21 protein-coding genes, 1 tRNA gene and 1 other RNA gene are annotated in these 25,892 nt (G+C 70.6%); 6 read left to right on the forward strand and 17 right to left on the reverse strand.

Annotated features, from left to right (window positions below):
• From DI573_RS05530 to DI573_RS05555, 6 genes are all read right to left on the reverse strand, one after another.
• The coding region (locus DI573_RS05530) for a GntR family transcriptional regulator (protein WP_292811523.1) at nucleotides 1-372 on the reverse strand (372 nt) is incomplete at its 3' end.
• Between the two features lie 65 nt (nucleotides 373-437).
• Nucleotides 438-1,457, reverse strand: coding sequence for a UDP-glucose 4-epimerase GalE (gene galE, locus DI573_RS05535; RefSeq protein WP_292811525.1), 1,020 nt, complete (start codon nucleotides 1,455-1,457; stop codon nucleotides 438-440).
• A 32-nt stretch (nucleotides 1,458-1,489) separates the two neighbouring features.
• Nucleotides 1,490-2,158 carry a thymidine kinase gene (locus DI573_RS05540; RefSeq protein WP_292811527.1) on the reverse strand — a complete coding sequence of 223 codons (669 nt, stop codon included), beginning with the start codon at nucleotides 2,156-2,158 and terminating at the stop codon, nucleotides 1,490-1,492.
• A 42-nt stretch (nucleotides 2,159-2,200) separates the two neighbouring features.
• Nucleotides 2,201-3,676, reverse strand: a complete 1,476-nt coding sequence (locus DI573_RS05545) for a malate:quinone oxidoreductase (protein WP_292811529.1) — start codon at nucleotides 3,674-3,676, stop codon at nucleotides 2,201-2,203.
• A 68-nt stretch (nucleotides 3,677-3,744) separates the two neighbouring features.
• Complete coding sequence (locus tag DI573_RS05550) at nucleotides 3,745-4,821, reverse strand: aspartate-semialdehyde dehydrogenase (RefSeq protein ID WP_292811533.1); 1,077 nt, start codon at nucleotides 4,819-4,821, stop codon at nucleotides 3,745-3,747.
• 69 nt (nucleotides 4,822-4,890) lie between these two features.
• Nucleotides 4,891-6,177, reverse strand: a complete 1,287-nt coding sequence (locus DI573_RS05555; RefSeq protein ID WP_292811535.1) for an aspartate kinase — start codon at nucleotides 6,175-6,177, stop codon at nucleotides 4,891-4,893.
• A gap of 148 nt (nucleotides 6,178-6,325) precedes the next feature.
• Between DI573_RS05555 and DI573_RS05560 the strand changes: the two genes are divergently transcribed.
• Nucleotides 6,326-7,726 (forward strand): threonine/serine exporter family protein, encoded by a 1,401-nt coding sequence (locus DI573_RS05560; protein ID WP_292811537.1) that lies wholly within the window; start codon nucleotides 6,326-6,328, stop codon nucleotides 7,724-7,726.
• A gap of 56 nt (nucleotides 7,727-7,782) precedes the next feature.
• A complete protein-coding gene (locus tag DI573_RS05565) occupies nucleotides 7,783-8,274 on the forward strand; it encodes a hypothetical protein (RefSeq protein ID WP_292811539.1) in 492 nt (163 codons plus the stop codon).
• 193 nt (nucleotides 8,275-8,467) lie between these two features.
• Here DI573_RS05565 and recR read toward each other — a convergent pair whose 3' ends face one another.
• The 7 genes from recR to ffs form a co-directional block, all read right to left on the reverse strand.
• A complete protein-coding gene (gene recR, locus DI573_RS05570; protein ID WP_292811542.1) occupies nucleotides 8,468-9,061 on the reverse strand; it encodes a recombination mediator RecR in 594 nt (197 codons plus the stop codon).
• Nucleotides 9,061-11,400 (reverse strand): DNA polymerase III subunit gamma and tau, encoded by a 2,340-nt coding sequence (locus tag DI573_RS05575; protein ID WP_292811544.1) that lies wholly within the window; start codon nucleotides 11,398-11,400, stop codon nucleotides 9,061-9,063. The genes recR and DI573_RS05575 overlap by 1 nt, the downstream gene beginning before the upstream one ends.
• Nucleotides 11,401-11,443: 43 nt before the next feature.
• Nucleotides 11,444-13,990: a glycosyl hydrolase family 65 protein gene (locus tag DI573_RS05580; RefSeq protein ID WP_292811546.1), complete on the reverse strand. Its 2,547-nt coding sequence runs from the start codon at nucleotides 13,988-13,990 to the stop codon at nucleotides 11,444-11,446.
• A gap of 63 nt (nucleotides 13,991-14,053) precedes the next feature.
• Nucleotides 14,054-14,785: a beta-phosphoglucomutase family hydrolase gene (locus DI573_RS05585; protein WP_292811548.1), complete on the reverse strand. Its 732-nt coding sequence runs from the start codon at nucleotides 14,783-14,785 to the stop codon at nucleotides 14,054-14,056.
• Between the two features lie 112 nt (nucleotides 14,786-14,897).
• On the reverse strand, nucleotides 14,898-16,139 hold the full coding sequence (locus DI573_RS05590) for an acetate kinase (RefSeq protein WP_292811550.1): 1,242 nt from the start codon (nucleotides 16,137-16,139) through the stop codon (nucleotides 14,898-14,900).
• A 2-nt stretch (nucleotides 16,140-16,141) separates the two neighbouring features.
• Entirely contained in the window at nucleotides 16,142-18,262 is a 2,121-nt protein-coding gene (gene pta / locus DI573_RS05595; protein ID WP_292811553.1) for a phosphate acetyltransferase, read from the reverse strand.
• A 74-nt stretch (nucleotides 18,263-18,336) separates the two neighbouring features.
• An RNA gene (ffs, locus tag DI573_RS05600) (signal recognition particle sRNA small type) lies at nucleotides 18,337-18,433 on the reverse strand.
• Nucleotides 18,434-18,555: 122 nt separating this feature from the next.
• On the opposite strand from ffs, the gene DI573_RS05605 reads away from it, so the two are divergent.
• The 4 genes from DI573_RS05605 to DI573_RS05620 all read left to right on the forward strand — a co-directional run bounded on the left by DI573_RS05605 (nucleotide 18,556) and on the right by DI573_RS05620 (nucleotide 23,158).
• Nucleotides 18,556-19,545: a MoxR family ATPase gene (locus DI573_RS05605; protein ID WP_292811555.1), complete on the forward strand. Its 990-nt coding sequence runs from the start codon at nucleotides 18,556-18,558 to the stop codon at nucleotides 19,543-19,545.
• Nucleotides 19,542-20,792, forward strand: a complete 1,251-nt coding sequence (locus DI573_RS05610) for a DUF58 domain-containing protein (protein WP_292811557.1) — start codon at nucleotides 19,542-19,544, stop codon at nucleotides 20,790-20,792. Before DI573_RS05605 ends, DI573_RS05610 begins: the two co-directional genes overlap by 4 nt.
• Nucleotides 20,779-23,028 (forward strand): DUF3488 and transglutaminase-like domain-containing protein, encoded by a 2,250-nt coding sequence (locus tag DI573_RS05615; protein WP_292811559.1) that lies wholly within the window; start codon nucleotides 20,779-20,781, stop codon nucleotides 23,026-23,028. The genes DI573_RS05610 and DI573_RS05615 overlap by 14 nt, the downstream gene beginning before the upstream one ends.
• A 45-nt stretch (nucleotides 23,029-23,073) precedes the next feature.
• A tRNA-Ser gene (locus tag DI573_RS05620) sits at nucleotides 23,074-23,158 on the forward strand.
• 153 nt (nucleotides 23,159-23,311) lie between these two features.
• On the opposite strand, the gene DI573_RS05625 is transcribed toward DI573_RS05620, so the two are convergent.
• The 4 genes from DI573_RS05625 to DI573_RS05640 form a co-directional block, all read right to left on the reverse strand.
• Entirely contained in the window at nucleotides 23,312-24,199 is an 888-nt protein-coding gene (locus DI573_RS05625; protein WP_292811561.1) for a metalloregulator ArsR/SmtB family transcription factor, read from the reverse strand.
• A gap of 27 nt (nucleotides 24,200-24,226) precedes the next feature.
• Nucleotides 24,227-24,880, reverse strand: coding sequence for an arsenate reductase ArsC (locus DI573_RS05630; RefSeq protein WP_292811563.1), 654 nt, complete (start codon nucleotides 24,878-24,880; stop codon nucleotides 24,227-24,229).
• Complete coding sequence (locus DI573_RS05635) at nucleotides 24,877-25,293, reverse strand: arsenate reductase ArsC (RefSeq protein ID WP_292811565.1); 417 nt, start codon at nucleotides 25,291-25,293, stop codon at nucleotides 24,877-24,879. Before DI573_RS05635 ends, DI573_RS05630 begins: the two co-directional genes overlap by 4 nt.
• A gap of 93 nt (nucleotides 25,294-25,386) precedes the next feature.
• Nucleotides 25,387-25,890, reverse strand: a complete 504-nt coding sequence (locus tag DI573_RS05640; RefSeq protein WP_292811567.1) for a GNAT family N-acetyltransferase — start codon at nucleotides 25,888-25,890, stop codon at nucleotides 25,387-25,389.
• Nucleotides 25,891-25,892: the final 2 nt, after the last annotated feature.

The raw sequence follows: 25,892 nt of genomic DNA on the forward strand, positions 1-25,892 counted from the left end.
ATCGGGATCGGCGGCGAGGGATTCGACGACGGCGGTCTCGAGCAGCAGTCGCGTCTCGACGATGTCGTGCAGCGGAAAGCCCTGCGCAGCGACCTGCAGCCGCAGGAGGGCCGCCATGCCACCCTGCGGGGTCGCGATGATGATCGCCCCGGCCGCGGGACCCGACCCCGTTCCGGTGCGCACGAGCCCCAGTACCTCGAGGACGCGCAAGGCCTCGCGCACACTCGATCGGCCCACGCCGAGGCTGGCGGCGAGCTCCCGCTCGGCGGGCAGACGGTCACCGGGAGCGAATCGTCCATCGATCAGGCCGCGCTCGATGTGCTCGAGCACGACCTCCCAGGCCTTGGGTGACTCCGGCGTCCTGTTCTGCATGCTGCTCCGCTGCTTGTGTGGTCAGGCCACGCTAGCGCGTGTGGTCTGACCACGCAACAGGCAGATCAGGCTCCCGCGTAGCCCGCGGGATTCTGCTGCTGCCAGTGCCAATAGTCGCGGCACGCGTCGTCGATGCCCAGCCGGGTCCTCCAGCCGAGATCGACCGCCGCCTTGGCGGGATCGCAGTAGGTCGCCGCGACGTCGCCGGGGCGGCGCGGGAGTGTCTGCTGCGGCAGCTCGCGCCCGACGGCCTTCTCGAACGCAGTGATCAGCTCGCGCACGCTCACCGGCACCCCCGTGCCCAGGTTGTACACGACGTGGCCCGGGCTGGCCTTCTCCAGCGCGGCGACGTGCCCCTCGGCCAGGTCCACGACGTGGATGTAGTCGCGCAGGCCCGTGCCGTCGGGGGTGTCGTAGTCGTCGCCGAAGACGCCGATGCGATCGAGCGCGCCGATGGCGACGCGCGAGACGAACGGCATCAGGTTGTTCGGGATGCCGGCGGGATCCTCGCCGATCAGGCCACTCGAGTGCGCGCCGACCGGATTGAAATACCGCAGCACCGTGACGTTGAGATCGGGGTTGACCCGGGCGACGTCCTCGAGTACGACCTCGTTCATGCGCTTGGATTTCGAGTAGGGATTGGATAGATCGACGCTCGTCGTCGACGTCTCGGTGAAGGGCAGATCGGCCGGGTCGGAGTACACCGTGCCGGTGCTCGAGAACACGAACGAGCGGATGCCGTGGGCAAGTCCCACCCGCAGCAATGCGAACGTGGTGCCCAGATTGTTCGCGTAGTAGTCGAGGGGCTTCTGCGTCGACTCCCCCACCGCCTTGAAGGCGGCGAAGTGGATGACCGCTTCGAAAGGCCCGTGCTGATCGAAGACATCCTCGACCACGGCATCGTCGCTCGCATCGCCCACCACGAGAGGTGCCGGCCGGCCCGTGATCCGCTCCACGCGCTCGGCGGCCGCCGCGTGCGTGCCCGAGAGATCATCGAGCAGGACGACCTCGTGGCCGGCATCGAGAAGGGCGACCGCGGTGTGGGCGCCGATGTATCCGGCACCGCCGGCAAGGAGTACACGCATGCCCTCCAGCCTACTCAGCCCGTCCGCGCCCCTCACGCGCCGGCGACCCCCAGCCGGCCCCCGGATTCCTCGAGGTAGCAGGCGCCGCAGAGGGATTCGTAGGTGACGAAGTGCTCGTCGCGCAGCGCTGCGGTCGCCGCGTCGATCGCGACCTGGTCGCCGTCGAAGACGAACCGCCCCGCCACCACGCGACCGTTGAAGACGGCCTTGCGGCCGCAGCGGCAGATCGTCTTGAGCTCTTCGAGGGCGTGCGCGATCTCGAGGAGCCGGCGCGAGCCCGGGAAGGCCGCTGTCAGGAAGTCGGTGCGGATGCCGTAGGCCAGGACCGGGATGTCCTCTTCGATCGCGATCCGGAAGAGATCATCGACGTGGCGAGGGAGGAGGAACTGCGCCTCGTCGACCAGGAGACACGCGACATCCGACACCCTCCCCTCCGGCAGGAGCTCATCGTCGGCCGCGTGCCTCACCCGCTCGCGATGCCGCTCGAACAGCGCGCGAGCGTCGTCGTCCGGACCGATGAGGAAGTCGACACGGCGTGAGACGCCGAGCCGCGACTCGACCTGATCGGCGCCCTTCGTGTCGATCGCGGGCTTCGCCAGCAGCACCCGCTGTCCGCGCTCCTCGTAGTTGAACGCGGCCTGCAGGAGGGCGGTCGACTTGCCCGAGTTCATCGCACCGTAGCGGAAGTACAGTTTGGCCACCGCCCGAGTCTACGAGCAGGCGACCTCTGTCACCGACGCGGCTCAGGCGCTGATCGAGAGTGCCTTCGCGGTCTCGGTCATCGACGCCCGAGCGGCCGCGGCATCCGGATTCAGAGTCGTGCCGTAGCTCGGGATGAGCTCCTTCAGGCGCGGCTGCCACTGCTCGATGCGGTCGGGGAAGCAGGTCTGGAGCAGGCCCAGCATGATCGACACGGCCGTCGAGGCCCCCGGCGATGCGCCGAGCAGCCCCGCGATCGAGCCGTCCTCGGCGGCGACCACCTCGGTGCCGAACTGGAGGACGCCGCCCTTCTTGGGGTCCTTCTTCATCACCTGTGCGCGTTGGCCCGCATCCAGCAGCTCCCAGTCCTCGTCCTGCGCGGTGGGCATGAAGGCACGCAGGCTCTCGACCTTGTCTTTGTGCGACTTCATCAGCTCACCGACGAGGTAGGTGATCAGCGACGGATTGTCGATGGCGACCTTGAGCATCGGCAGGATGTTGCCGGGGCGCACCTGGGTCACGATGTCGAGCATCGAGCCGTTCTTGAGGAACTTCGGGCTGAAGGTCGCGAACGGGCCGAACAGCAGCGAGGTCTCGCCGTCCACGACGCGGGTGTCGAGGTGGGGCACAGACATCGGCGGCGCCCCGACGGATGCCTGGGAGTACACCTTGGCGCGGTGCTGAGCGACGAGCGCGGGGTTGGATGTCTTCAGCCACTGGCCGCCGATCGGGAACACTCCGTAGCCCGAGATCTCGGGGATGCGCGAGCGCTGCAGGAGCTTGAGCGCCCAGCCGCCCGCCCCCACGAAGACGAAGCGCGCCTTGATCTGTCCCGGCGTGCGGCCGATGGAGTCGCGGTAGGTCACGAGCCATGTGCCATCCGGCTGCCGCTTGAGCTTTCGCACCTCGCGGTTGGTGCGCACATCCGCTCCCCGTTCGCGGAGATCGTCGAAGAGCTGACGGGTGAGGGCCCCGAAATCGACGTCGGTGCCGGCCGGCACCCGCGTCGCCGCGAACGGCTCGTCGCTCTTGCGCCGCTTCTTCATCAGCAGAGGCGCCCACTGGTGGATCACCCGCGAATCCTCGCTGTACTCGATGCCGGCGAACAGGGGCTGCTCGCGAAGGCTCTCGTAGCGCTTCTTGAGGTATGCGACATCCTTCTCGCCCCGCACGAAGGTCATGTGCGGCGTGGCATTGATGAAGGTGGAGGGGGCATCGAGCACCCCGCGCTCGACGAGCGAGGACCAGAACTGCCGGCTCTGCTGGAACTGCTCGTTGATCGCCACCGCCTTCGCCGGATCGACGGACCCGTCGGGGCCGGCGGGCATGTAGTTCAGCTCGCACAGCGCCGCGTGGCCCGTGCCCGCGTTGTTCCAGGCATTGGAGCTTTCGAGCGCGACATCGTGAAGGCGCTCGAAGACGGTGATCTTCCAGTCGGGCTGCAGCTCTGCGAGAAAGGTACCCAGGGTGGCGCTCATGATGCCGCCACCGATGAGTACGACGTCGACGGTTTCGGTCACCCGACCATCCTAGTTCGGCGCGCGACCGGCCCCGACCGCGCGCCGGGAGCGGAGCGGGCGGGCCGGACTCAGGCCGCCGCGGTCGCGGCGAGCTTCGCCGCGACGAGTTCGGCGATCTGCACGGCATTCAGCGCCGCACCCTTGCGCAGGTTGTCGTTGCTGATGAAGAACACCAGGCCGCGCCCCTCGGGGGCGGACTGGTCGGCGCGGATGCGGCCGACGAAGCTCGGGTCCTTGCCCGCGGCCTCGAGCGGAGTGGGAACCTCCTGCAGTGTCACCCCGGCAGCATCCGCGAGGATCTCGCGCGCCCGGTCGGGGGTGATCGCACGGGAGAACTCGGCGTGGATCGAGAGCGAGTGCCCCGTGAACACGGGCACGCGCACGCAGGTGCCCGCGACGCGTAGATCGGGCAGCTCGAGGATCTTGCGGCTCTCGTTGCGCAGCTTCTTCTCTTCGTCGGTCTCGTTGTCGCCGTCGTCGACGAGGTTTCCGGCGAAGGGGATGACGTCGAAGGCGATCGGGGCGACGTACTTCTCCGGCACGGGGAAGTCGACGGCGGAGCCATCGTGGACCAGACGCAGTGTGTCGCCCTGGGCGAGCACACCCTCGACCTGACCGAGCAGCTCGTTGGCGCCCGCAAGGCCCGAGCCGCTGACGGCCTGATATGTGCTGACGATCAGGCGCTCGAGGCCCGCCTCGGCGTCGAGGGGCTTGAGCACGGGCATCGCCGCCATGGTCGTGCAGTTGGGGTTGGCGATGATGCCCTTGACGGCCCGCTCGATGGCGTGGGGGTTGACCTCGCTGACGACGAGGGGCACCTCGGCATCCATGCGCCACGCGCTGGAATTGTCGATCACCGTCGCACCGGCTTCGGCGAAGCGGGGTGCGTGCGCGCGGCTGCCGGTCGCGCCCGCCGAGAACAGCGCCACGTCGATGCCGGCCGGGTCGGCCGTCGCGACATCCTCGATCTCGATCTCGTGACCGCCGAAGTCGACCACCGTGCCGGCCGAGCGCGCGGTGGCGAACAGACGCAGCTCGCGGATCGGAAAGGAGCGCTCGATCAGGATCTCACGCATCACGGTGCCCACCTGGCCGGTGGCACCCACGATGGCGACGGAGATTCCGGAGTCTGCGATACGGGTCATGGCGGTGCTTCCTCGGTTCGGGGGGATGCCGACGATCATACCGAGCGCGAAAGACCGCGCCCGCGCGGCTCAGCGGCCGGTGCCGGCGTGCACGGTGGCGTCGGTGTCGCCGTCGAGCCCGTAGGCGGTGTGGACGACGCGCGCGGCCTCGGCGAGATCGTCGGCTCGGACGACGACGGAGATGCGGATCTCGGACGTCGAGATCATCTCGATGTTGACACCCGCGATGCTGAGCGCCTCGAACAGCGTCGCCGACACACCCGAGTGGGTGCGCATGCCGGCGCCGACCACCGAGAGCTTGCCGATCTGGTCGTCGTGCACGAGGCTCTCGAAGCCCACCGATGCCTGCTCGGCGGCGAGCGCCTTGAGGGCCGTGGCCGCGTCGCCCTTGGGGAGCGTGAACGAGATGTCGGTGCGTCCCGTGGCCGCGGCGGAGACGTTCTGCACGATCATGTCGACGTTCGCACCGGAGCGCGCGACGATCTTGAAGATCTCGGCGGCCTTGCCGGGCACATCGGGCACGCCGATGACGGTGACCTTGGCCTGCCCGAGGTCGGTCGCGACACCCGCGACGATCGGCTCTTCCATGCCCTCTCCCTGCTTTCCGTGCGCCGCGCGGCGCGTCTCGTCGAGCACGAGCGTGCCCTCGCTCGAGCTGAAGGTCGACCGCGCGTGGATGAGCACGCCGTGGCGTCGGGCGTACTCGACCGCGCGGATGTAGAGCACCTTCGCCCCGTTGGCGGCGAGCTCGAGCATCTCCTCGCTCGAGACGACGTCGAGCTTGCGCGCCTTGGGCACGATGCGCGGATCTGCGGTGAAGATGCCGTCGACGTCGCTGTAGATCTCGCACACATCGGCCTCGAGCGCGGCGGCGAGCGCGACGGCGGTCGTGTCGGATCCCCCGCGCCCCAGCGTCGTGATGTCTCGGGTGTCGCGGTTGAAGCCCTGGAAGCCGGCGACGATGACGATCGCGCCCTCATCGAGCGCCTCGCGCAGCCGGATCGGGGTGACATCGACGATGCGGGCGGCGCCGTGCGTGGCATCCGTGATCATTCCGGCCTGGCTGCCGGTGAAAGAGCGCGCCTCGAAGCCCATGGAGTGGATTGCCATGGCCAAGAGCGCCATCGAGATGCGCTCGCCGCTGGAGAGCAGCATGTCGAGCTCGCGCGGGGCGGGGATCGGCGCGACCTGGTTCGCCAGATCGAGCAGCTCGTCGGTCGTGTCGCCCATCGCGCTGACGGCGACGACGACGTCGTTGCCCGCACGGCGCGAATCGACGATGCGCTTGGCGACACGCTTGATGCTCTCGGCGTCGGCGACCGATGAGCCGCCGTATTTCTGCACGACCAACGCCACGATGGATTCTCCCGGTTGTGGGCGGCCGATCGGTGCGTGTGCCGCCCGTGCCATTCTACGGATGCGCGCATGCCCGCCCGTCCATGTGTTCGGTCAGGTGCGCGACGTAGGGTTGTTCGGCCCCACCCCGCTCCAGAGAACTGCCCTCATGTCGCCTCGCCGCAGCCGCACCCTGCTGTCCCCGCTCCGCCACCTCGTCCGCACCGAGGATCCCTCCGCCGCCCTCACCGAAGCACTGCCGGTCATCGACGACGCGATGGCGGTGCGCATCATCGACCTCGCGGTCCGCATCGGCGAGACGATGCTGACAACCGGTGCCCCGGCGAGCGAAGTCACCCTCACGATCGTGCGCGTGGCCGGTGCGTACGGCCTGTCCCCCGTGCACATCGACGTGACGTACAACTCGATCACGGCGGCTCACCACCGCAGCGGGGCGACGCGGCCCATCACGCTCATGCGAGTCGTGCGTCAGAGCGCTCCCGACCACGACAAGCTGCGCCACCTGCAGGCGCTCGTGGTCGACATCCGGCAGGGACTGGACATCGACACGGCCCGCGAACGCTACCGGGCGATCCGGCGCGCGGCGTTCCGCTATCCGCCGGTCGCCGTCATCGCGGCGCAGGCGCTGCTGGCCGTGGGTGTCGCCGTCATGTTCGGCGCGACGCCCGCCGTCGTCGCGATCGCCGGCGTCGCGGCGGCTCTGGCAGCCCTCACCCAGTTCGCCCTCGCCCGCGCGCGGGTGCCCTTCTTCTTCAGCCAGATCGCGGGCGCCTTCGTACTGACCATGGTCGCCGCCGCGGCGCCGCTGCTCGCTCTCACCGGACTGGTGGCGGCGGATGCTGTCCGCCCCTCGGTCATCGTCGCGTCGGGCATCGTGCTGATGCTCGCCGGCCTCACGGTGGTCGGCGCCGCGCAGGACGCGATCGACGGGTTCGCCCTCACCGCCCTGGGCCGTATCCTCGAGCTGACCATGCAGACCCTGGGTGTCGTGCTCGGCATCCTCGCGGCCCTGCAGGTGGCCCTCGTCGCGGGGATCGGCATGGCCGCCCCGAGCGAGGCGCTGCCGCTCGGGACCGTGCCCCTGCAGCTGACCGGGGCGGTGCTCATCGCGATCGCCGTCGCGCTCTACAACGGTGCGGGGCTTCGCATCGTCGCAACCAGCGCTGTGCTGAGCCTCGTCGCCTGGCTCGGCTTTCTCGCCGCCTCGGCAACGGGACTCGATGCGGCCGCCGCGAGCGGCATCGGGGCCTTCGCCGGCAGCTTCCTCGGCATCGTCGCCGCGCACCGCCTGCACGTGCCGTCCGTCGCGATCACGACGGCGGCCATCCTGCCGATGGTGCCGGGAGCCGCGGTGTTCCGCGGGCTTCTCACGATCGTCGACGCGAGCGAGTCGCCCGACCTGCTCGGCCCGGGCTTCGGCACCCTCGCAAGCGCGGCCGTCATCGGCGTGAGTCTCGCCGTCGGCGCCTCGCTCGGCATCTATCTCGGACAGCCGGTGCGCGCGACCCTCGGCGGGGTGATCCGCTCCCGCGCCCGCGTGCGGCGCTGAGCTCGCGACGGACGCGGAGCCCGCGACGCGGCGAGACCAGGCGCTACAGTTCGGGCATGACGGACGATCTGGCGCTGTGGTCGGAATTCAATGTGGCGATGCTCGGCGCGACGGCCGCCCTCGCCGGCCTCGTGATCGTGGCGATGAGCGTCAACATCCGCGAGATCATCGCCTCCCGCGCGCTGACGGCGCGACTTGCCGCGGGCATCGCCGCGCTCGTGCTCGCGATCGTCGCGTCGGGCACGGCATTGGTGCCCGGCATCCACCCGGCGGCCTACGGCGTGGTGTTGATCGCTGCGGCCCTGTTCGCGGGGGTGTTCCAGGTGAACGCGAGCGTGGCGATCTTCACCGATCCCGAGCCCGCGGCCCGCGCGCGGCTGGCCAAGTCGCTCCTGGGGTTCCTGCCGATCCTCGCCTACCTCGTCGGCGGGTCGATGGCGATCGGCGGCGCTCCGGGGGCTCTCGCCGTCACCGCCGCGGGGGCGCTCATCGCGATCGTGGCCGCGATCATCGTGGCGTGGGTCGTTCTGGTCGAGGTGCTGCGCTGACCGCCGCGGGCGGGGCTGTCCGCCAGGTGCGAGAACAGGAGATGCGGCGAAAACAGGAGCAACCGAGCCGAAATCTCCTGTTCTCGGCTCATCTCCTGCGTCGGACACGTGCGGCGCAGCGCTCTGCCCTGCCCACAGGGCACAGGGGGGCGCAGGTGCGCAAGGGCGCAAAAGGCGCGTCCTCGCGCCGCCGCTACAGAGTGCGGCGACCCTCGAACGCGCGCCCCAGGGTGACCTCATCGGCATACTCGAGGTCGCCGCCGACGGGGAGGCCCGATGCGAGCCGCGAGACGCGGACCTCGAGCGCGAGCAGCAGCCGGCTGAGGTAGGTGGCGGTCGCCTCCCCCTCGAGGTTGGGGTTGGTGGCGAGGATGACCTCGTGCACCGTGCCGTCGGCGAGACGCGTCATGAGTTCGGTCACGCGCAGATCGTCGGGGCCCACGCCGTCGATCGGGCTGATCGCGCCGCCCAGCACGTGGTACAGGCCGCGGAACTCGCGGGTGCGCTCGATGGCCGCGACGTCCTTCGCGTCCTCGACGACGCAGATGACCTCGGGATGCCGACGCGGATCGCGGCAGATGCTGCACCGCTCCTGCTCGGCGACGTTGCCGCAGATCTCGCAGAACCGCACCTTCTCGCGTACCTCGGCGAGCAGGGTCGCGAGACGTGCCACGTCGAAGGACGGTGTCTGCAGGATATGGAAGGTGATGCGCTGCGCAGACTTGGGACCGATGCCGGGCAGACGCCCGAATTCGTCGATCAGGTCTTGGACGATGCCGTCGTACATCAGGTGAACCTCGTCGGGGGCTCGAATCGCTCCTCGCGCACGAAGTGCGCGCCGAGAACCTGTCGCACGACGGCCTCGCCATAGCGCTCGACGCCGACGGGCGAGGGTGCGAAGCGGGCAGGGGGCACGCGCACCGGGGCCGCCGGACCTCGCACGTCGATGTCGGCCTCGTCTGCCTCGTCATCGGTATCGACCGGCGGTACGGAGTCGGCGATCACGTCGCCCTCGTGCGGGGCGGCGGCCTCGGGCGCGAGGGGGGATGCTGCGGCCTCTTCGGGCTCGACGTCGACGGCGAACTGCGCGGGCACGGAGCGCACAGGCGCGATGACCGTACCTCTGGGCGCGGACGAGGCGTACGCCGACGAACCCGCAGGCGACGCGGGCGCCTCATCGGCGGGAGAGGTCGGAATAGGGGCGACGGCCCACTCCGTCACCGGGGCGGGCTCGATGGCACCTGCCGCCCGTGCCGCGGGTGCCGGGGCATGACCCGCGGCCGGCCCGCGGCCGGGCGTCGCGGTGCGCGCGACGCCGCCGTCCGAAGAGGGCGGGCTCGCCCACGCGCCGCTCTCGGGCGGTCCGGGCTCGGGCTCGGGTTCGTCGACCGGCGGGGGGGGCGGCGCCTGTCCGTCGGCGTCCAGACGCGCAATGAATTTGACGCGCACGGCGAGGACATGGTCGATGGCGGTGCGCAGGTCTTCACTGGCGCCGGCGCCCGCCGTGCGCTGCTTGAACTTGGCGACATCGCTCTGGCTCTGGAAGGTGAGCGTGAGGACGTCGCCGGTGTAGGCCTGCACGCGCGCATTGCTCGCCACCAACCACGAGGAGCGGCTCAGGCCTTCGAGATTCGAGAGGACCTCGGGCCATGCGTCGCGAACATGGGCGAGGGTGAGGGGCCCCTCGGGGACCGGACGGGCGGCGCGGGCGGGCGAGGACGCAGGCGAGGCCGCCGGCGGCGGCGGCGCGGCCGCAGGCGCGGCGGGTGCCGCGGGAACGGGCGGCACGGCCGGAGCGGCCGCCTCTCGCACGTTCGGAGTCGGCTGCGGCGTCGCCCCCACAGCCGGAGCGGCCTCAGCCGGAGCGGCCACAGGCGGAGCGGCCACGGGCGCAGCGGCCGCCGGTGCCGCGGGAGCGGGCGTGACCCCCGCGGCACGAGGCGCCGCAGCCGGAGCAGGGGCCTCGTCGGACGGGCCGATGCGCTCGGCCGCGGCCTGTGCGCCGGCGGGAGCCGCCGCGAGCACGCGCGCGATCATGAGCTCGAGCTGCAGGCGCGGGGATGTCGCCCCGGTCATGTCGTCGAGCGTGCGGCTGACGAGGTCGGCGACGCGCGAGAGGCGGTCGGCTCCGAAGATCGACGCCTGCCGCGACATGCGCGCGAGTTCGTCGGCGCCGATGCCGCGCAGCACCGCCGCGGCGCCCTGCCCTGTGGCCTCGACGACGATCAGGTCGCGCAGCCGCTCGAGCAGGTCGTCGACGAAACGGCGCGGATCTTGCCCGGTCTGCACCACGCGGTCGACAGCCTGGAACGCCGCCGCCGCGTCGGCACCGGAGAGTGCGTCGACGACCTCGTCGAGCAGCTCGGTGTGCGTGTAGCCGAGGAGCGAGACGGCACGCTCGTACCGCACCAGCACCGTCGGCGAATCGGCCGCGGTATCGGAGCCGGCGATCAGCTGATCGAGCAGCGAGAGGGTGTCACGGGGGGATCCGCCGCCGGCGCGCACGACGAGGGGCAGCACGCCCGGCTCGACCGAAACGCCCTCTTCGGTGCACAACTGCTGCACGTACTCGAGCATGGGCCCGGGTGGCACCAGCCGGAAGGGGTAATGGTGCGTGCGGGAGCGGATGGTGCCGAGCACCTTCTCGGGCTCGGTCGTGGCGAAGATGAACTTGACGTGGTCGGGCGGCTCTTCGACGAGCTTGAGCAGCGCGTTGAAGCCCTGCTGCGTGACCATGTGCGCCTCGTCGAGGATGAAGATCTTGTACCGGTCACGGGCCGGGGCGAAGATCGCCCGCTCGCGCAGGTCGCGCGCGTCGTCGACGCCGTTGTGCGAGGCCGCATCGATCTCGACGACATCGAGCGAGCCCCCGCCCGCGCGAGAGAGCTCGACGCAGCTGGCGCAGGTGCCGCACGGGGTGTCGGTGGGACCCTCGGCGCAGTTGAGACAGCGGGCGAGGATGCGCGCCGACGTCGTCTTGCCGCAACCGCGCGGCCCCGAGAAGAGGTACGCGTGACCCACCCGATCGTTGCGCAGCGCGGTCATCAGCGGATCGGTGACCTGCGACTGCCCGATCATCTGCGCGAACGTCTCGGGACGGTAGCGGCGGTAGAGGGCGGCGGTCACGCCCCCAGCCTACGGCGTGGGTCCGACATCCGTTCCGGCGTGATCAGGTGTCCGCGCCGAAGCCGTCGTCCGGGGATGCCGGCAGTGATCCCGAGACCACAGCGACCGATCCCGTGATGACGGGGATCGTGGTCGTCACCGTGGGGACGGATGCCGAGAGCAGGGTGCCGTCCTCGCGACGGACGTCCTCGAACTGCTCGAGGGAGGGCTTGCCGCGTCGCACCGGACCCTGGTCGGCCAGCGGGACGACGACCTCCGCGCCGGGCGTCGCGGTGTACGACTGCCCGCGCACGCGGAAGGCGACAGCATCCCCACCCTCGTCGACGCTCGCCCGGAGCGCGTCTCGGGTGATCGTGACGTGCAGCGGGGTGCTCTGCCAGCGCAGCGTGAACGACAGCTCCGGCCACGAGGCGGGCAGGCGCGGGTCGAACGAGAGGTCGCCGTAGTGGTCGCGCATGCCGCCGAATCCGCAGACGAGAGCGGTCCACACGCCGCCTGCGGACGCGACGTGCACACCGTCGGCGGCGTTGTGATGCAGGTCGCCGAGGTCGACGAAGATCGACTCGAGGAAGTACTCCAGCGCGAGGTCCTGATACCCCACCTCGGCCGCGAGGATCGACTGCACGACCGCCGACAGCGTCGAGTCGCCCGTCGTGAGCGGGTCGTAGTACTGGAAGTCGGCGAGCTTCTCCTCGGCCGTGAAGTGATTGCCCTGCAGGAAGAGCGCGAGCACGACGTCGGCCTGCTTGAGCACCTGGAACCGGTAGATCACGAGGGGGTGGAAGTGCAGCAGCAGCGGCCGCTTGTCGGCCGGCGTGTGCTCGAGGTCCCACACCTCGCGTTCGAGGAAGAGCGAGTCCTGCGGGTGGATGCCGAGGGCCTCGCTGAAGGGGATGTGCATCGCCTCGGCCGCCAGATCCCAGCCTTCGGCCTCGCTCGGATCCAGCCGCAGCCGGTCGGCCATGAGCCGGTACGCCTCGGGGTCGTCCTGCTCCATCTCGCGGACGGTGCGGGCGGCGAAGCGCAGATTGAAGCGCGCCATCACGTTGGTGAACAGGTTGTCGTTGACCACCGTGGTGTACTCGTCGGGCCCCGTGACGCCGTGGATGTGGAAGGTGGGCTCGTCGCCGCCCTCGCGCCAGAAGCCGAGCGTGACCCACAGCCTCGCGGTCTCGACCGCGATGTCCACCCCGTCGCGGTAGAGGAACTCGACGTCATCCGTCGCGCGCACGTACTTCGCGAGCGCGTACGTGACGTCGGCGTTGATGTGGTACTGCGCGGTGCCGGCGGCGTAGTAGGCCGAGGCCTCTTCGCCGTTGATCGTGCGCCAGGGGAACAGTGCGCCCGCCTCGTTGAGCTGGAACGCGCGCTTGCGCGCGGCGGGGAGCATCAGCGTGCGCATGCGCAGGGCGTTGCGGGCCCACAGCGGCGAGGTGTAGGTCAGGAAGGGCAGGACGTAGATCTCGGTGTCCCAGAAATAGTGGCCGCTGTAGCCCGACCCGGAGACGCCCTTGGCCGGCACACCCTGACCGTCGGCGCGGCCCGCGGCCTGCGCGAGCTGGAACAGACACCAGCGTGTCGCCTGCTGCAGGTCCTCGTGGCCTCCGATGCGCACGTCGGAGCGCTCCCAGAACGCCGCCATCCAGTGCCGCTGGCGCTCGTAGATGTGCTCGATCCCCTCGCCCGCGGCGCGATCCAGCGAACGGCGGCACCGGTCGACCAGCTCCCGCGCGGGCACACCGCGGGAGGAGTGGTAGGTGACGATCTTCGTCACCGTCGTCGGCACACCGGCCTTGGCGCTGACGCGGAAGACGTTCTTGGCGATGTCGGGCTCGATCAGCGTGCGCGCCTCGAACTCGTTCTCGGTGTCGATGAAATGGTCGGCCGCCACCGCCACCGTCATGCCCGAGGCGTTGACCCGGTAGCTCAGGGTCGATCGGTTGCCGTCCTGCCAGTACTCCTGCGGCAGCAGCACGCGCTCGGCGATGCGCTCGGCCTTGCGCGGGTCGAACCCGGCTTTCTTCGGCGCTTTCGGTGTGCCGCCGTAGACGTCCTCGCCGTCCTGGCGGTTGATCAGCTGGCACGAGACGGTCACGGCCGCGTCGGCGTTGAGCACCGTGACCGTGACCCGCATGACCGCGAGGTGCTTCTCCTCGAACGACACCAGGCGGTCGAAGTCGATCTGGACCTGCTTGCCCGCCGGTGTGCACCACAGCACGTTGCGGCGCAGCACCCCTTCCTTCATGTCGAGCTCGCGCCGGTACGCGCGCACGTCCGCGATGTCGAGCGAGAGCGGCTCGTCGTCGATGTAGACGCGCATCACCTTGGCGTCGGGGGCGTTGACGATGGTCTGGCCGACCTCGGCGAAGCCGTAGGCCTGCTCCGCGTGCCGGATGGGCCACGTCTCGTGCAGGCCATTGATGAACGTGCCGTGCTCGTGGGCCCGGCGGCCTTCGGGATGGTTTCCGCGCAGGCCCAGGTAGCCGTTGCCCACCGCGAAGAGGGTCTCGGTGACGCCCGTGTCCTCCTCGGAGTAGGCCGTCTCGACAAGTCGCCAGGGGTCGACGGGGAAGCGGTCGCGATCGATCATTACGGCGGATGCTCCTTGTGCGGGGGGATCAGAAGGGCGAGAGGATGCTGTCGTCGCGACCGGTCAGCGCACGAACTCGTCGAGATCGGAGACGACGATGTGCGCGCCGGCGGCGGTCAGCGCCTCGGCGCCGGCGCCGCGATCGACGCCGACGACGAGTGCGAAGCCGCCGGCGGCGGCGGAGGCGACTCCGGAGACGGCGTCTTCGACCGCCGCGCAGCGGGCGGGATCGACCCCCAGCATCCGCGCCGCTTCGACGAAGACATCGGGCGCGGGCTTGGAGGCGAGGTGGTCGCGTTCGGCGATGACGCCGTCCATCACGACGGGGAACCGGTCGCGGATGCCCGCGGCGGCGAGCACCTCTTCGGCGTTCTTCGAGCTCGAGACGACCGCGATCGGCGTGCCGGCGGCGGCGAGCACGTCGAGCAGTCGCAACGACCCGGGAAAGGCCGCGATGCCCTCGCTGCGCAGCACGCGCGCGAACACCTCGTTCTTGCGATTGCCGATGCCGCAGACGGTGTCGGCCGACGTCGGATCCGACGGCGCCCCCCACTCGATCTCGATGTCGCGGCTGCGCAGGAGGCTGGCCACGCCGTCGTAGCGCTTCTTGCCGTCGAGGTACTCGAAGTAGTCGCGCTCGGTGTAGGCGGGAGTGATGTCCCAGTCGGCGAACAGCTGGTCGAACATCGTCTTCCAGGCGTACTCGTGCACCTCGGCGGTCGGGGTGAGCACCCCGTCGAGGTCGAAGAGCACAGCGTCGAAGGCGGAGAGGTCGGGCAGGGCGTCGGCGGTCACAGAACCTCCAGGCGGGCGGCGCACCGCGGGTCGAATCAGCGGCTCCCCATCGTGCCGTGGTGCCAGCGTAGCCCCGCGGAGCGCGACGCCGGTACCGGCAGGATCGGAGAGCTCAGTCGCGTGTCGCGGCGAGGGTCTGGCGAGCGATCTCGAGCTCCTCATTGGTGGGCACGACGAGCACCGCGACGGCGGAGGAATCGGTCGAGATCCGCCGTGGCTCCCTGCTGCGGACGGCGTTTCTCACCGGGTCGATCTCGACCCCCGCGAAGGCCAGCGTGGCCATCGCCTGCTCTCGCACGAGCGGTGCGTTCTCGCCGACGCCCGCCGTGAAGGAGATGACATCGACACCGCCGAGCTGGGCGATGTAGGCCCCGGCGTAGGCGCGGAGGCGGTGGACGTAGACCTCGAAGGCGAGCGTGGCATCGGGGTCCCCCGCCTCGACGCCCGCGACGACGTCGCGCATGTCGCCCCGGCCCGAGAGGCCCAGCAGCCCGCTGCGCTTGTTCAGCATGGTGTCGAGGTCGGAGACCGACAGGTCTGCGCGGCGGGCGAGGTGGATCAGCACCGCCGGATCGAGGTCGCCCGAGCGCGTGCCCATGACGAGGCCCTCGAGCGGGGTCAGGCCCATCGAGGTCTCGACCGAGCGTCCACCCTCGATCGCCGTGACCGAGGCGCCGTTGCCGAGGTGGAACACGATCTGACGGAGCGCATCGACAGGTCGCTCGAGGAAGGCGGCGGCCGCCTCGCTGACGAACTTGTGGGAGGTGCCGTGGAACCCGTACCGGCGCACGCGGTGCGCGCTCGCGAGCTCGCGGTCGATCGCGTACGTGTAGGCGGCCGGGGCGAGGCTCTGGTGGAAGGCGGTGTCGAACACCGCGACGTGCGGGATGTCGGGGAACGCCGCCTTCGCCGCACGGATCCCCTGCAGATTGGCGGGGTTGTGCAGCGGGGCGAGCACCGAGAGCTCGTCGATGTTGATCTCGACGAGAGGCGTGATCAGCGTGGGTTCGAAGAAGCGCGCGCCGCCGTGGACCACGCGGTGCCCGACCGCGATCGGCGGGCTCTGCGCCAGCGAGGGGCCGTCCTGCGCGAACGCCTCGAGCATGACCGCGAACCCCGCCGCGTGGTCGGGGATCGGCAGGTCGCGCTCGAATGTCGCGTCGAGCACCGTCGGTTCCGGGGCGGCCGACGCATCCGTCCGCATTCCCGCCACCGTCACCGTGTGCGCGGCATGTCCTACGGACTCGCCGATGCGCTCGACGAGACCCGAGGCGAGCACGGCTTCGGTGTCGGCGTCGATCAGCTGGTACTTGAACGAGGATGAGCCGCTGTTGACGACGAGGATGGCACTCATGCTCACTCCCCCTGGGCCTGGATCGCGGTGATCGCGATGGTGTTCACGATGTCTTCGACGAGCGCGCCGCGAGAGAGATCGTTGATCGGCTTGTTCAGACCCTGCAGCACGGGCCCGATGGCCACCGCGCCCGCCGAGCGCTGCACCGCCTTGTAGGTGTTGTTCCCCGTGTTCAGGTCGGGAAAGACGAAGACCGTCGCGCGTCCGGCAACCTGAGAGCCCGGCATCTTCGCGGCCGCAACGGCGACGTCGGCCGCGGCGTCGTATTGGATCGGCCCCTCGACGAGCAGCTCGGGAGCGCGCTCGCGCACGAGAGCGGTCGCCGCGCGCACCTTCTCGACGTCTGCTCCCGACCCGGATTCCCCGGTCGAGTACGAAAGCATCGCCACCCGCGGCTCGATGCCGAACTGCGTCGCCGTCGCCGCCGACGAGATCGCGATGTCGGCGAGCTGCTCGCTCGTGGGATCGGGGATCACGGCGCAGTCGCCGTAGACCAGCACGCGGTCGGCGAGCGCCATCAGGAAGACCGAGGAGACGACCGAGACGCCGGGCGCCGTCTTGATGATCTCGAACGCGGGGCGGATCGTGTGCGCCGTCGTGTGCGCCGCGCCCGAGACCATGCCGTCGGCAAGGCCCAGATGCACCATCATCGTGCCGAAGTACGACACATCGGTCACGGTGTCGGCCGCCTGCCCGTGTGTGACGCCCTTGTGGGCGCGCAGCCGCGCATACTCCTCCGCGAAGCGGTGCACGGTGACGGCGTCGAACGGACTCAGCACCTGCGCGTCGCGGATGTCGATGCCCAGCTCGATCGCGCGATTTCGCACCTCGATCTCCTCGCCGAGGATCGTCAGGTCGGCGATGCCGCGCGCGAGCACCCGCGCTGCGGCCCGCAGGACTCGGTCATCATCGCCCTCGGGCAGCACGATCCGCTTGCGCTCGGATCGCGCGCGCTCGATGAGCTGATACTCGAACATGAGCGGAGTGACCACCGTCGCCCGGGCGACACCGAATGCGGCGAGCAGCTCGCGTGTGTCGACGTGCTTCTCGAACAGTGCGAGGGCGGTGTCGTAGCGGCGCTGCGAGTCGGCCGCGAGGCGTCCGCGCGTGTTCATGATGCGCACGGCGGTGTCGTAGGTGCCGAGATCGGTCGTGATGATCGGCAGGGTGGACCCGAGCCCGTCGATGAGACGCGTGATGGCCTCCGGCAGCTCGAAGCCGCCGTTGAGCACGATGCCCGAGATCGAGGGGAATGTGCCCGACGCGTTCGCCAGCAGAGCCGCCAGCAGCACCTCGGACCGGTCGGCGGGGATCACGACGACGGCGCCCTCGAACAGCCGGGGCAGCACGTTGACCATCGACATCCCGGCGACGACCACCCCCAGCGCCTCGCGGGTCAGCAGATCGGGGTCACCCGAGAGCAGATGCCCCTCGACGGAGCGCATGATGCCGCGGATGGAGGGTGCGACGAGGAAGAGGTCCTCGGGGATCGCCCACACCGGCACCGAGCCCCGCCCGTGCACCGTCAGCGATCGGCGCAGGGCCTCGACGGTGCCCTCCAGTGTGGCGGCGTCGGCCCTGTTCGCCACGACCGCGAAGAGCTCCGCACGTCCGTGGGCGAGCTCCACGAGGGCGAGGTCGGCGATCTGGCCCATCTGATCCGGAGTGCGGGCGATGGAGGAGCCGAGCTGCTCGGTCTGGCCCTGCCCAGCGCGCCCACCGAGCACGAGCAGCACAGGCGCCCCGAGGTTCGCCGCGATCCGCGCGTTGTACGCCAGCTCTGCGGGGCTCCCGACGTCGGTGTAGTCGCTGCCGAGGATCACGACCGCATCGCACTGCGCCTCGACGGACTTGTAGCGCTCGACGATCATCGACAGCGCAGCATCCGGATCGGCGCGCACGTCGTCGTAGGTGACGCCGAGGCACTCGTCGTAGTCGAGGTCGACACCGTCATGATCGAGCAGCATCTCGAGGACGTAGTCCCGCTCGAGGGTCGAACGGGCGATCGCCCGGAAGACGCCCACCCGGGGCATCGCGTGGCTGAGGGTGTCGAGAACCCCGAGCGCGATGGAGGACTTGCCCGAGTGCCCCTCGGCGGACGTGATGAAGATGCTCTGCGCCACGCGACCAGCCTAGGTTGCGGGATGCCGCGCGGCACTGCTGCGAGCGCACCGACATGGATACGCCCCGGCGGAAAAAGAAAGACTCTCCGCGCACCCGGCAGAGCCTGGTTACCCTTGCTACGTTTCCGTCCTGGGGGAGTTGGCCTGGATGCCGTCACGCGGAGAGCTGCCCCCAGTCTAACCCGCACTCGGGTCAGAGATCTCCCAGCCCTGGGCGCCCCTGCAGAGGTTACGATCGGATAACGGTGCCGACGACGACCCGAGTCCTCGCCCGTTCCGCTCGAGGGGGTCCCATGCAGCAATCCGCAGCACCGATCGATGCCGACCGCTTCGCGGAGCTCTCCACCGGCATTCTCGAGTCGATCTCGGAGGTGATCGACGGCAAGCCGCAAGCCGTGCGCACAGCGCTGATCGCGCTGCTTGCCGAGGGGCACCTGCTGATCGAGGATGTGCCCGGCGTCGGCAAGACGATGCTCGCCAAGGCCCTCGCGCAGAGCGTCGATGCGAGCGTGCGGCGCATCCAGTTCACCCCCGACCTGCTGCCCGGAGATGTCACCGGCGTGTCGGTGTTCAACCCCGTGCAGCGCGAGTTCGAGTTCAAGGCGGGCGCGATCTTCGCGCACATCGTCATCGCCGACGAGATCAACCGCTCCTCCCCCAAGACGCAGTCCGCCCTCCTCGAGGCGATGGAGGAGGGCCAGGTCACCGTCGACGGCCACTCTCACGCCCTGCCCGAGCCCTTCCTCGTCGTCGCGACGCAGAACCCGCTCGAGATGGAGGGCACATACGCCCTGCCCGAGGCGCAGCGCGACCGCTTCATGATCCGCATCTCGATGGGGTATCCCGACGCGGCCTCCGAGGCGCGGATGCTGCGCCAGCGCGACGCGATCAATCCCCTCGACCGCATGCGCGCGGTGGTCGACACGGCCCAGGTGCGGCAGATGATCGCCTTCGCGCGCGCCGTGCACGTCTCCCCCGCCGTCGAGGAGTACGCCGTCGCGCTCGCACAGGTCACCCGCAACCACCCGGATCTGCGCCTGGGCGCGAGCCCCCGAGCGACCCTGCAGCTCGTGCGGGCCGCGAAGGTCTGGGCTGCCCTCGACGGACGCGCCTTCGTCATCCCCGACGACCTCATCGCGCTCCTGCACCCCGTCTTCGCCCACCGCCTGATCCCCTCCCGCACCATCGCGGGGGCGCGCGCACGCGGGGGCGCCGACGCGATCACGGCGATCCTCGATCGCATCGCGACGACCGTGCGCGTGCCCGTCGCCGCCCGCGCATGAGTCGGTGGTGGCCCCTCACTCTGCGGGGCACGGGCGCACTGATCCTCGCGCTCGCCTGCTTCGTGCTCGCGGGCGAGCTCGGCACCGTCGAGCTGCTCTACGTCGGCAGCCTGCTGCTCGCCCTCATCGTGGCGAGCATCGTGGTGCTGCACCTGGGCCGACGCATCGACGATGCCGAACGCACGCTGCACCCGGAGATGGTCCCGGTCGGCGAAAGCACCGAGGTGCGCGTTCGCATCACGATGCGCGGGATGCTGCCGGCCGGTGGTGCGCGCTGGTCCGACGCGCTGCCGCGAGGCCTCCGCAGTCCCGCGCGGGGCGACATCGACGCGTTCGACACCTCTTCCGGGCCCGGCTCCCGCACCGCGACCGTCAGGTACACGGCGACGGCTCTGTGCCGCGGCACGTGGCCGCTCGGGCCGCTCTCCGTGCGCACGAGCGACCCATTCGGCATCGCGGCGCGCACGCACCGCGTCGCCGGCGACACCCGGGTGATCGTCCCGCCCGCCGCGACGGCGCTGGATCATGTGCCGATCAGCGCGGGCGAGTCCGGCGGAACCCTGCACGCCGCGAGCGATGAGCTCGGTCAGGGCGCCGACAATCTCATCGCCCGCCCCTACGCCCCGGGCGATTCGATGCGGCGGATCCACTGGCGCGCGACGGCGCACCGCGACACTCTGATGGTTCGGCAGGAGGAGCAGGAGCAGACCCCCACGGCCACCGTCATGCTCGATCGCAGCGCCGTGCGCTGGGACGCCTCCGCCCGCCACTCCCCCGGCGCCGACTCCGGATTCGAAGCCGCGCTCTCGGCGTGCGTGTCGATCGTGCTTCGGCTCGCCCGCGACGGATACCTCGTGCACGTGCGCGACTCCGACGGCCAGGCGCTGTGCGACCCCATCCCCGGCACCGAGTCGGCGGATGAGACCGACCACATGCTCACGCGGTTCGCCACCATCACGACCCGGCGCGATGACACGCTGCCCGCCGTGGCGCGCCTGTTCGCGGGCGACCAGGTCGGGCCGCTGCTGCTGATCACGGGTCGGCTCGACGCGGCCGACGCCGCAGCCCTCGCCCCCGCCGCCCACCATTCCGCGCTGCCCGCGCTGCTGTGCACCGCGGCGTCCGCCGACGCCTTCGCCACGGCGGGTGCCTCCGGGTGGCATACCGCGGCGATCGGGCCGGATCTCGATCTGCAGTCCGTCTGGGTCGGAGTCGCCGAGCACGGGGGTCGACGTGTCCACGCCTGAGGGCGGCATCCGTCGTCGGCCGCAGGCGACGCTCGCGATCGCCGTGCTGCTCGCGGTCGTGACCGCGCTGATGCCGCTGCTGCGGGTGATCTCGGGGGGCGCCTGGCTCGCCACCGCGCTCGGGATGATCGTCGCCGTGCTCGCCGCGGGATACGTCGTGCGATGGCTGCGCCGGCCCGCGATCATCGTGTCGGTGGTCGAAGCTGCCGTGTGGCTCGTCGCGATGACGGTGCTCTTCGGCGGCGGCACCGCTCTGCTGGGCGTGATCCCCACCCCCGACACCCTGCGCCAGGTGCCGCTGCTGATGGATGCTGCGCTGCAGCAGATCCGCGACGGCGCGGCGCCGCTGGATGCCGGTCCCGCCCTGGCCTTCCTCATCGTCGCCGCCGCGGGGCTCCTCGCGATCGCCATGGACCACGTCGTCGTGACGGCGCGGATGCCCCTTCTCGCGACGGTGGGGCTGCTCGCCGTCTATCTCATCCCCTCCATCGCGGTGCCCTCGGGCATCGACCTGGTGGGGTTCATCGCCTTCGCGGCCGCGATCCTGCTGATGCTCGCCGTCGAGACTGCGACGCGCGACCGCTCCAGCGGGTCGGGCGCCCGAGGGGCGTCCCGGGTGCCCGCCGGCACCGCCGCGGCCGTCGGCACCGCCGCGATCGTCGCGGCCGTCGCGATCGCCCCCGTGATGCCCGCTCCGCAGTCGGCCGGTTCGACCGTGATCGCGGTGCGCGGCAACACGATCGACCCGAGCCTCGAGCTCGGACAGGACCTGCGCCGCCCGCAGGAGGTCGAGGTGCTGACCCTGCGCAGCGACGCGCCCGCGCCGCCCTACCTGCGCGCCGTGACGCTCTCGGAGTACGACGGCGACGAGTGGGAACCCGACCGCGGCGTCCCCGCGACTCTCGAGGCCGGATTCGATCCCGTCATCGTGGATCCGGATGTGCGGGTGTCCGAGTACACGGCGACGATCGAGGTGCGCAACTTCGTGAGCCCGTGGCTGCCGATCCCCTACCCCGCCGTCGGCATCGACGGGCTCGACGGCGAGTGGTCCACGATCGAGCAGAACCGCACCGTGCTCTCCCGCCAGTCCTCGCCGCAGGGTCAGGACTACAGCGTCAGCTACCAGGTGCCGCGGCCGACGCTCGAGCAGATCCGCGAGACCGACGCGAGCGTGCCGGCTGGTTCACGCTCGCTGCAGCTGCCCGAGGGGGAGGATGAGGCGATCGGCGCGATCCGCGAGACGGCGCTGGCGGTCACCGCGAGCACCTCGACCGACTATGACGCGCTCGTCGCGCTGCAACGGTGGTTCCGAAGCCCCGACTTCGAGTATTCGCTCGTCGCCCCCGTCAACGATGGGTTCGACGGCTCCGGCCTCGAGGCCGTCCAGGCGTTCCTGGAGGAGCGCAGCGGATACTGCGTGCATTTCGCGTCGGCGTTCGCGATCATGGCGCGCACGCTCGACATGCCCTCGAGGATCGTCGTCGGCTATCTTCCCGGCGCCCCGACACAGGAGCAGATCGACCGTCAGACCGTGCACACCGTCGTCAGCTCCCAGCTGCACGCGTGGCCCGAGGTGCACTTCGCCGGGATCGGCTGGGTTCCCTTCGAGCCCACGAACAGCCTGGGCGTGCCGACCGGGTTCGCCTCGGGAGCGGTGTCGGGCTCGGCCGATTCACTGACCCCGGATGCCGGGGGTGCAGCATCCCCCGCTCCCTCGAGCTCGCTGGCGCCCGGCATGACCGACGGGCTCGACGAGTCGGGTGCGCCTCTCGATTCCCGCGTCGCGATCGACCCGACCGGTCCGGTGTTCCTCACGATCGCCATCGCCCTCGCCCTCGTGCTGCCCGGCCTGTGGCGTGTCGTCCGGCGCCGTGCGCGGCTGCGCGAGGCGGACGCGGGCGACGCGGCCGCGGCCTGGCAGGAGATCGTGGACACCGCCGCCGATCTCGGCATCAGCTCGCCGAACGGCGAGTCGCCGCGCGCGCTCGGACGCCGCCTCGTTGCCGAGCACGGTGCACCCGCCGCGGAGATGGGCGTCGTGGTCGGCGCGATCGAGCGCGCGAGCTATGCCGGCGCCGCCGATCACGCCCCCGACCTGGCCGACGCGGTGCGCGCCGTGCAGTCCGGGCTCGCGGCGCGCGCCGATCGGCGCGACCGCCTCTCGGCCGCCGTCGTGCCCCGCTCGCTGCTGCGCCGCGGATACCGGGCGGTCGGCGGGGCCCGGCAGGCACGATAGGATGGTCGGCGGCCCTTCGGGGTCACGTGCCCGTCCGCGGGCGCGGGAGGATTCGCCTAGTGGCCTATGGCGCACGCTTGGAAAGCGTGTTGAGTGAAAGCTCTCAGGGGTTCGAATCCCCTATCCTCCGCCCCTTTCCCTCGCCATCCCCGACCCACCTGTTGTTGCGTGTGCGTGCACAACTGCGGACCGAACGGGCGACACGCCGCACCTCGCGCCGCGACACGCGACGGGGCCGGCACGAGGTCCGCAGCTGTGCACACCCGGTGGGCGCAGACCGGACTCACGACGGGAGGAGCTCGGCGAGCAGCTCGCGCACGCGCGCCTCGATGTCGTCCCGGATGCCGCGCACGTCTTCGAGCGATCTGCCCGTCGGGTCCTCGAGTTCCCAGTCGAGATATCTCGGGCCGGGGTAGACCGGGCAGGCGTCTCCACAGCCCATCGTCACCACGACGTCCGCGGACCTGACCGCGTCGTCGGTCAGCGGCTTGGGGAACTCGCCCCCGAGCGAGACCCCGATCTCGTCGAGCGCCGTGACGATCGTCGCGCGGACCGCTCCCGCGGGCGCCGAGCCCGCGGTGCGCACGACCACCCGCTCCCCCGCGAGTTGGCGGAGGATTCCGGCGGCCAGCTGCGAGCGCCCGGCGTTCTCGACACAGACGAACAGCACCGCAGGTGTCGAGCCGGCCGGCGCATCAGCGCGGGCCCTCGCATCCAGGCGCGCCGTCGCGAACGCCGCGGTGCGCGACCCGATCAGAGCGTCGGTGTTGCTCCGTGTCAACAGACGATGACTCTCGACGACGTAGCGCTCGATCGTCTGCCGGCTGAACGTTCCGCGGTATCGCTCGACGAGCCCGGCCACGATGCGCGTCAGATCGAGGTCCGTCGACGCATCGGGCGTCTCCGTGCCGAGCAGGGCATCGATGCGCTCGATGTGCCGAGGATCGAGCGAGTACCAGACGCGCCGCCCCTCCGGTCGGCGCTCGACGATTCCCCGCGCCGTGAGCTCCTTCATGTGGTGGCTGACCGTCGGCTGGCGAAGGCCCAGGGCGTCCGCCAGACGGCCCACCAGCGCCCGACCATCGGGCGCATCTCGGATCAGGCGGACGATGCGGGCACGGGTGGGATCGCCGAGCACCGTCCAGTCCTCCGAACCACCACCGAAACCCATAGACCGAAGTCTATGCGCCGACCGCCGTCACGAGACGTCCGCCGGAACGAGCTCCTCCAGCAACTGCTCGACGCGCGCGCGGATGTCCTCGCGCACCGCGCGCACCCCGTCGAGGTCGAGGTCGGCGGGATCCCGCAGCTGCCAGTCGAGGTACCGCTTGCCGGGGTAGATCGGGCAGGCGTCGCCGCAACCCATCGTGACGACAGCATCCGCCGCCCGCACGACGTCGTCCGTGAGGGGCTTGGGATATTCCTCGTCGACGGGGATGCCGAGCTCGGCCAGCACCTCGGCGACCTCGGGGAGGATCTGCTCGCCCGGCTGCGACCCGGCGGAGCGCACGTGCACCCGCCCGCCGGAGAGGTGGCGGGTGAGGGCGGCGGCCATCTGAGAGCGTCCGGAGTTCTGCACGCAGACGTAGAGGATCTCGGGGACTGGCTTCGCGATCAGCCCCTTCGACTGCGCGAGGGCGGTGAGGCGGTCCCGGGCGAACTTCTCGGCCAGCGACGGCAGATGCACCGAGACGGAGGCCGTTCGAGCGAGGGCGGCGTAGGACTCGAAGACGATGCGCTCCACCGTCTCCTCGTTCACCATCCCCGTGAAGTGCTGCGCGAGGCGCTCGGAGGCGCGCTGCAGCACGGAGTCCGCCGACAGCAGGCCATCCTGGCCCCTGCGGGTGGTCATGAGGCTCTCCGTGCCGGAAGCAGCTCGCCGATCAGGCTCTCGATGCGGCCGCGGATCTCGTCGCGGATCGGCCGGACGGCCTCGATGCCCTGGCCCGCCGGGTCGTCGAGCTCCCAGTCCTCGTAGCGCTTGCCGGGGAAGATGGGGCAGGCGTCGCCGCAGCCCATCGTGATGACGACGTCCGACTCTTTGACAGCCTCGACCGTCAGCACTTTGGGCGTGTTGCCCGTGATGTCGATGCCCTCCTCCGCCATCGCGGCCACCGCGACGGGGTTGATCTGGTCTTTCGGCGCGGAACCCGCCGAGAGGACCTCGACATCGTCGCCCGCGAGCGCGCGCAGGTACCCCGCGGCCATCTGGGAGCGGCCGGCGTTGTGGACGCAGACGAACAGGACGGTGGGCTTGTCGGACATGCTGTCTCGCTTTCTCTTTCTCAGAAGCATAGACGGCTGTCTATTGCTCTCGCGGAACGGGAGGTGAACTCCCGTCGACGATTCGCCGTAGCCTCAGTCGGAACCCGTCACCGCACTCCGCCGCTCGATCAGGACCGTGTCGCGCCACCGTCCGGCGTGGGCACCGCGCCCCGAGCGGGCGATGCGCTCTCGGCGTCCCACGACTCGGAAGCCCGCCGACTCATGCAGACGCAGGCTCGCCGCATTTTCGGGAAAGATGCTCGACTGGATCGTCCAGATATCCACGGCCTCTGCCGCGGCGATGAGCGCATTCAGCAGCATCCGCCCCACCCCCGCGCCCCGCACCTCCCGGTCGACGTACACCGAGTGCTCGACGACGCCCCGGTACGCGGGCCGCGCCGAAACGGGGGATGCCGCGGCCCATCCGCGCACCGTTTCGGCGTCGTCGACCGCCACCCATCGGAGTGCTGAGGGACGCGCGGCCTCGAACACCTCCCACGATGGGGTGTCGACCTCGAAAGTGGCCTCCCCCTCGTCGATGCCCTGCCGATAGATGCGCTCGACGGAGGACCAGTCCGCGGCGGTCATCGCCCGCACGC

Source organism: Microbacterium sp., assembly GCF_003248605.1.
Taxonomy (GTDB): domain Bacteria; phylum Actinomycetota; class Actinomycetes; order Actinomycetales; family Microbacteriaceae; genus Microbacterium.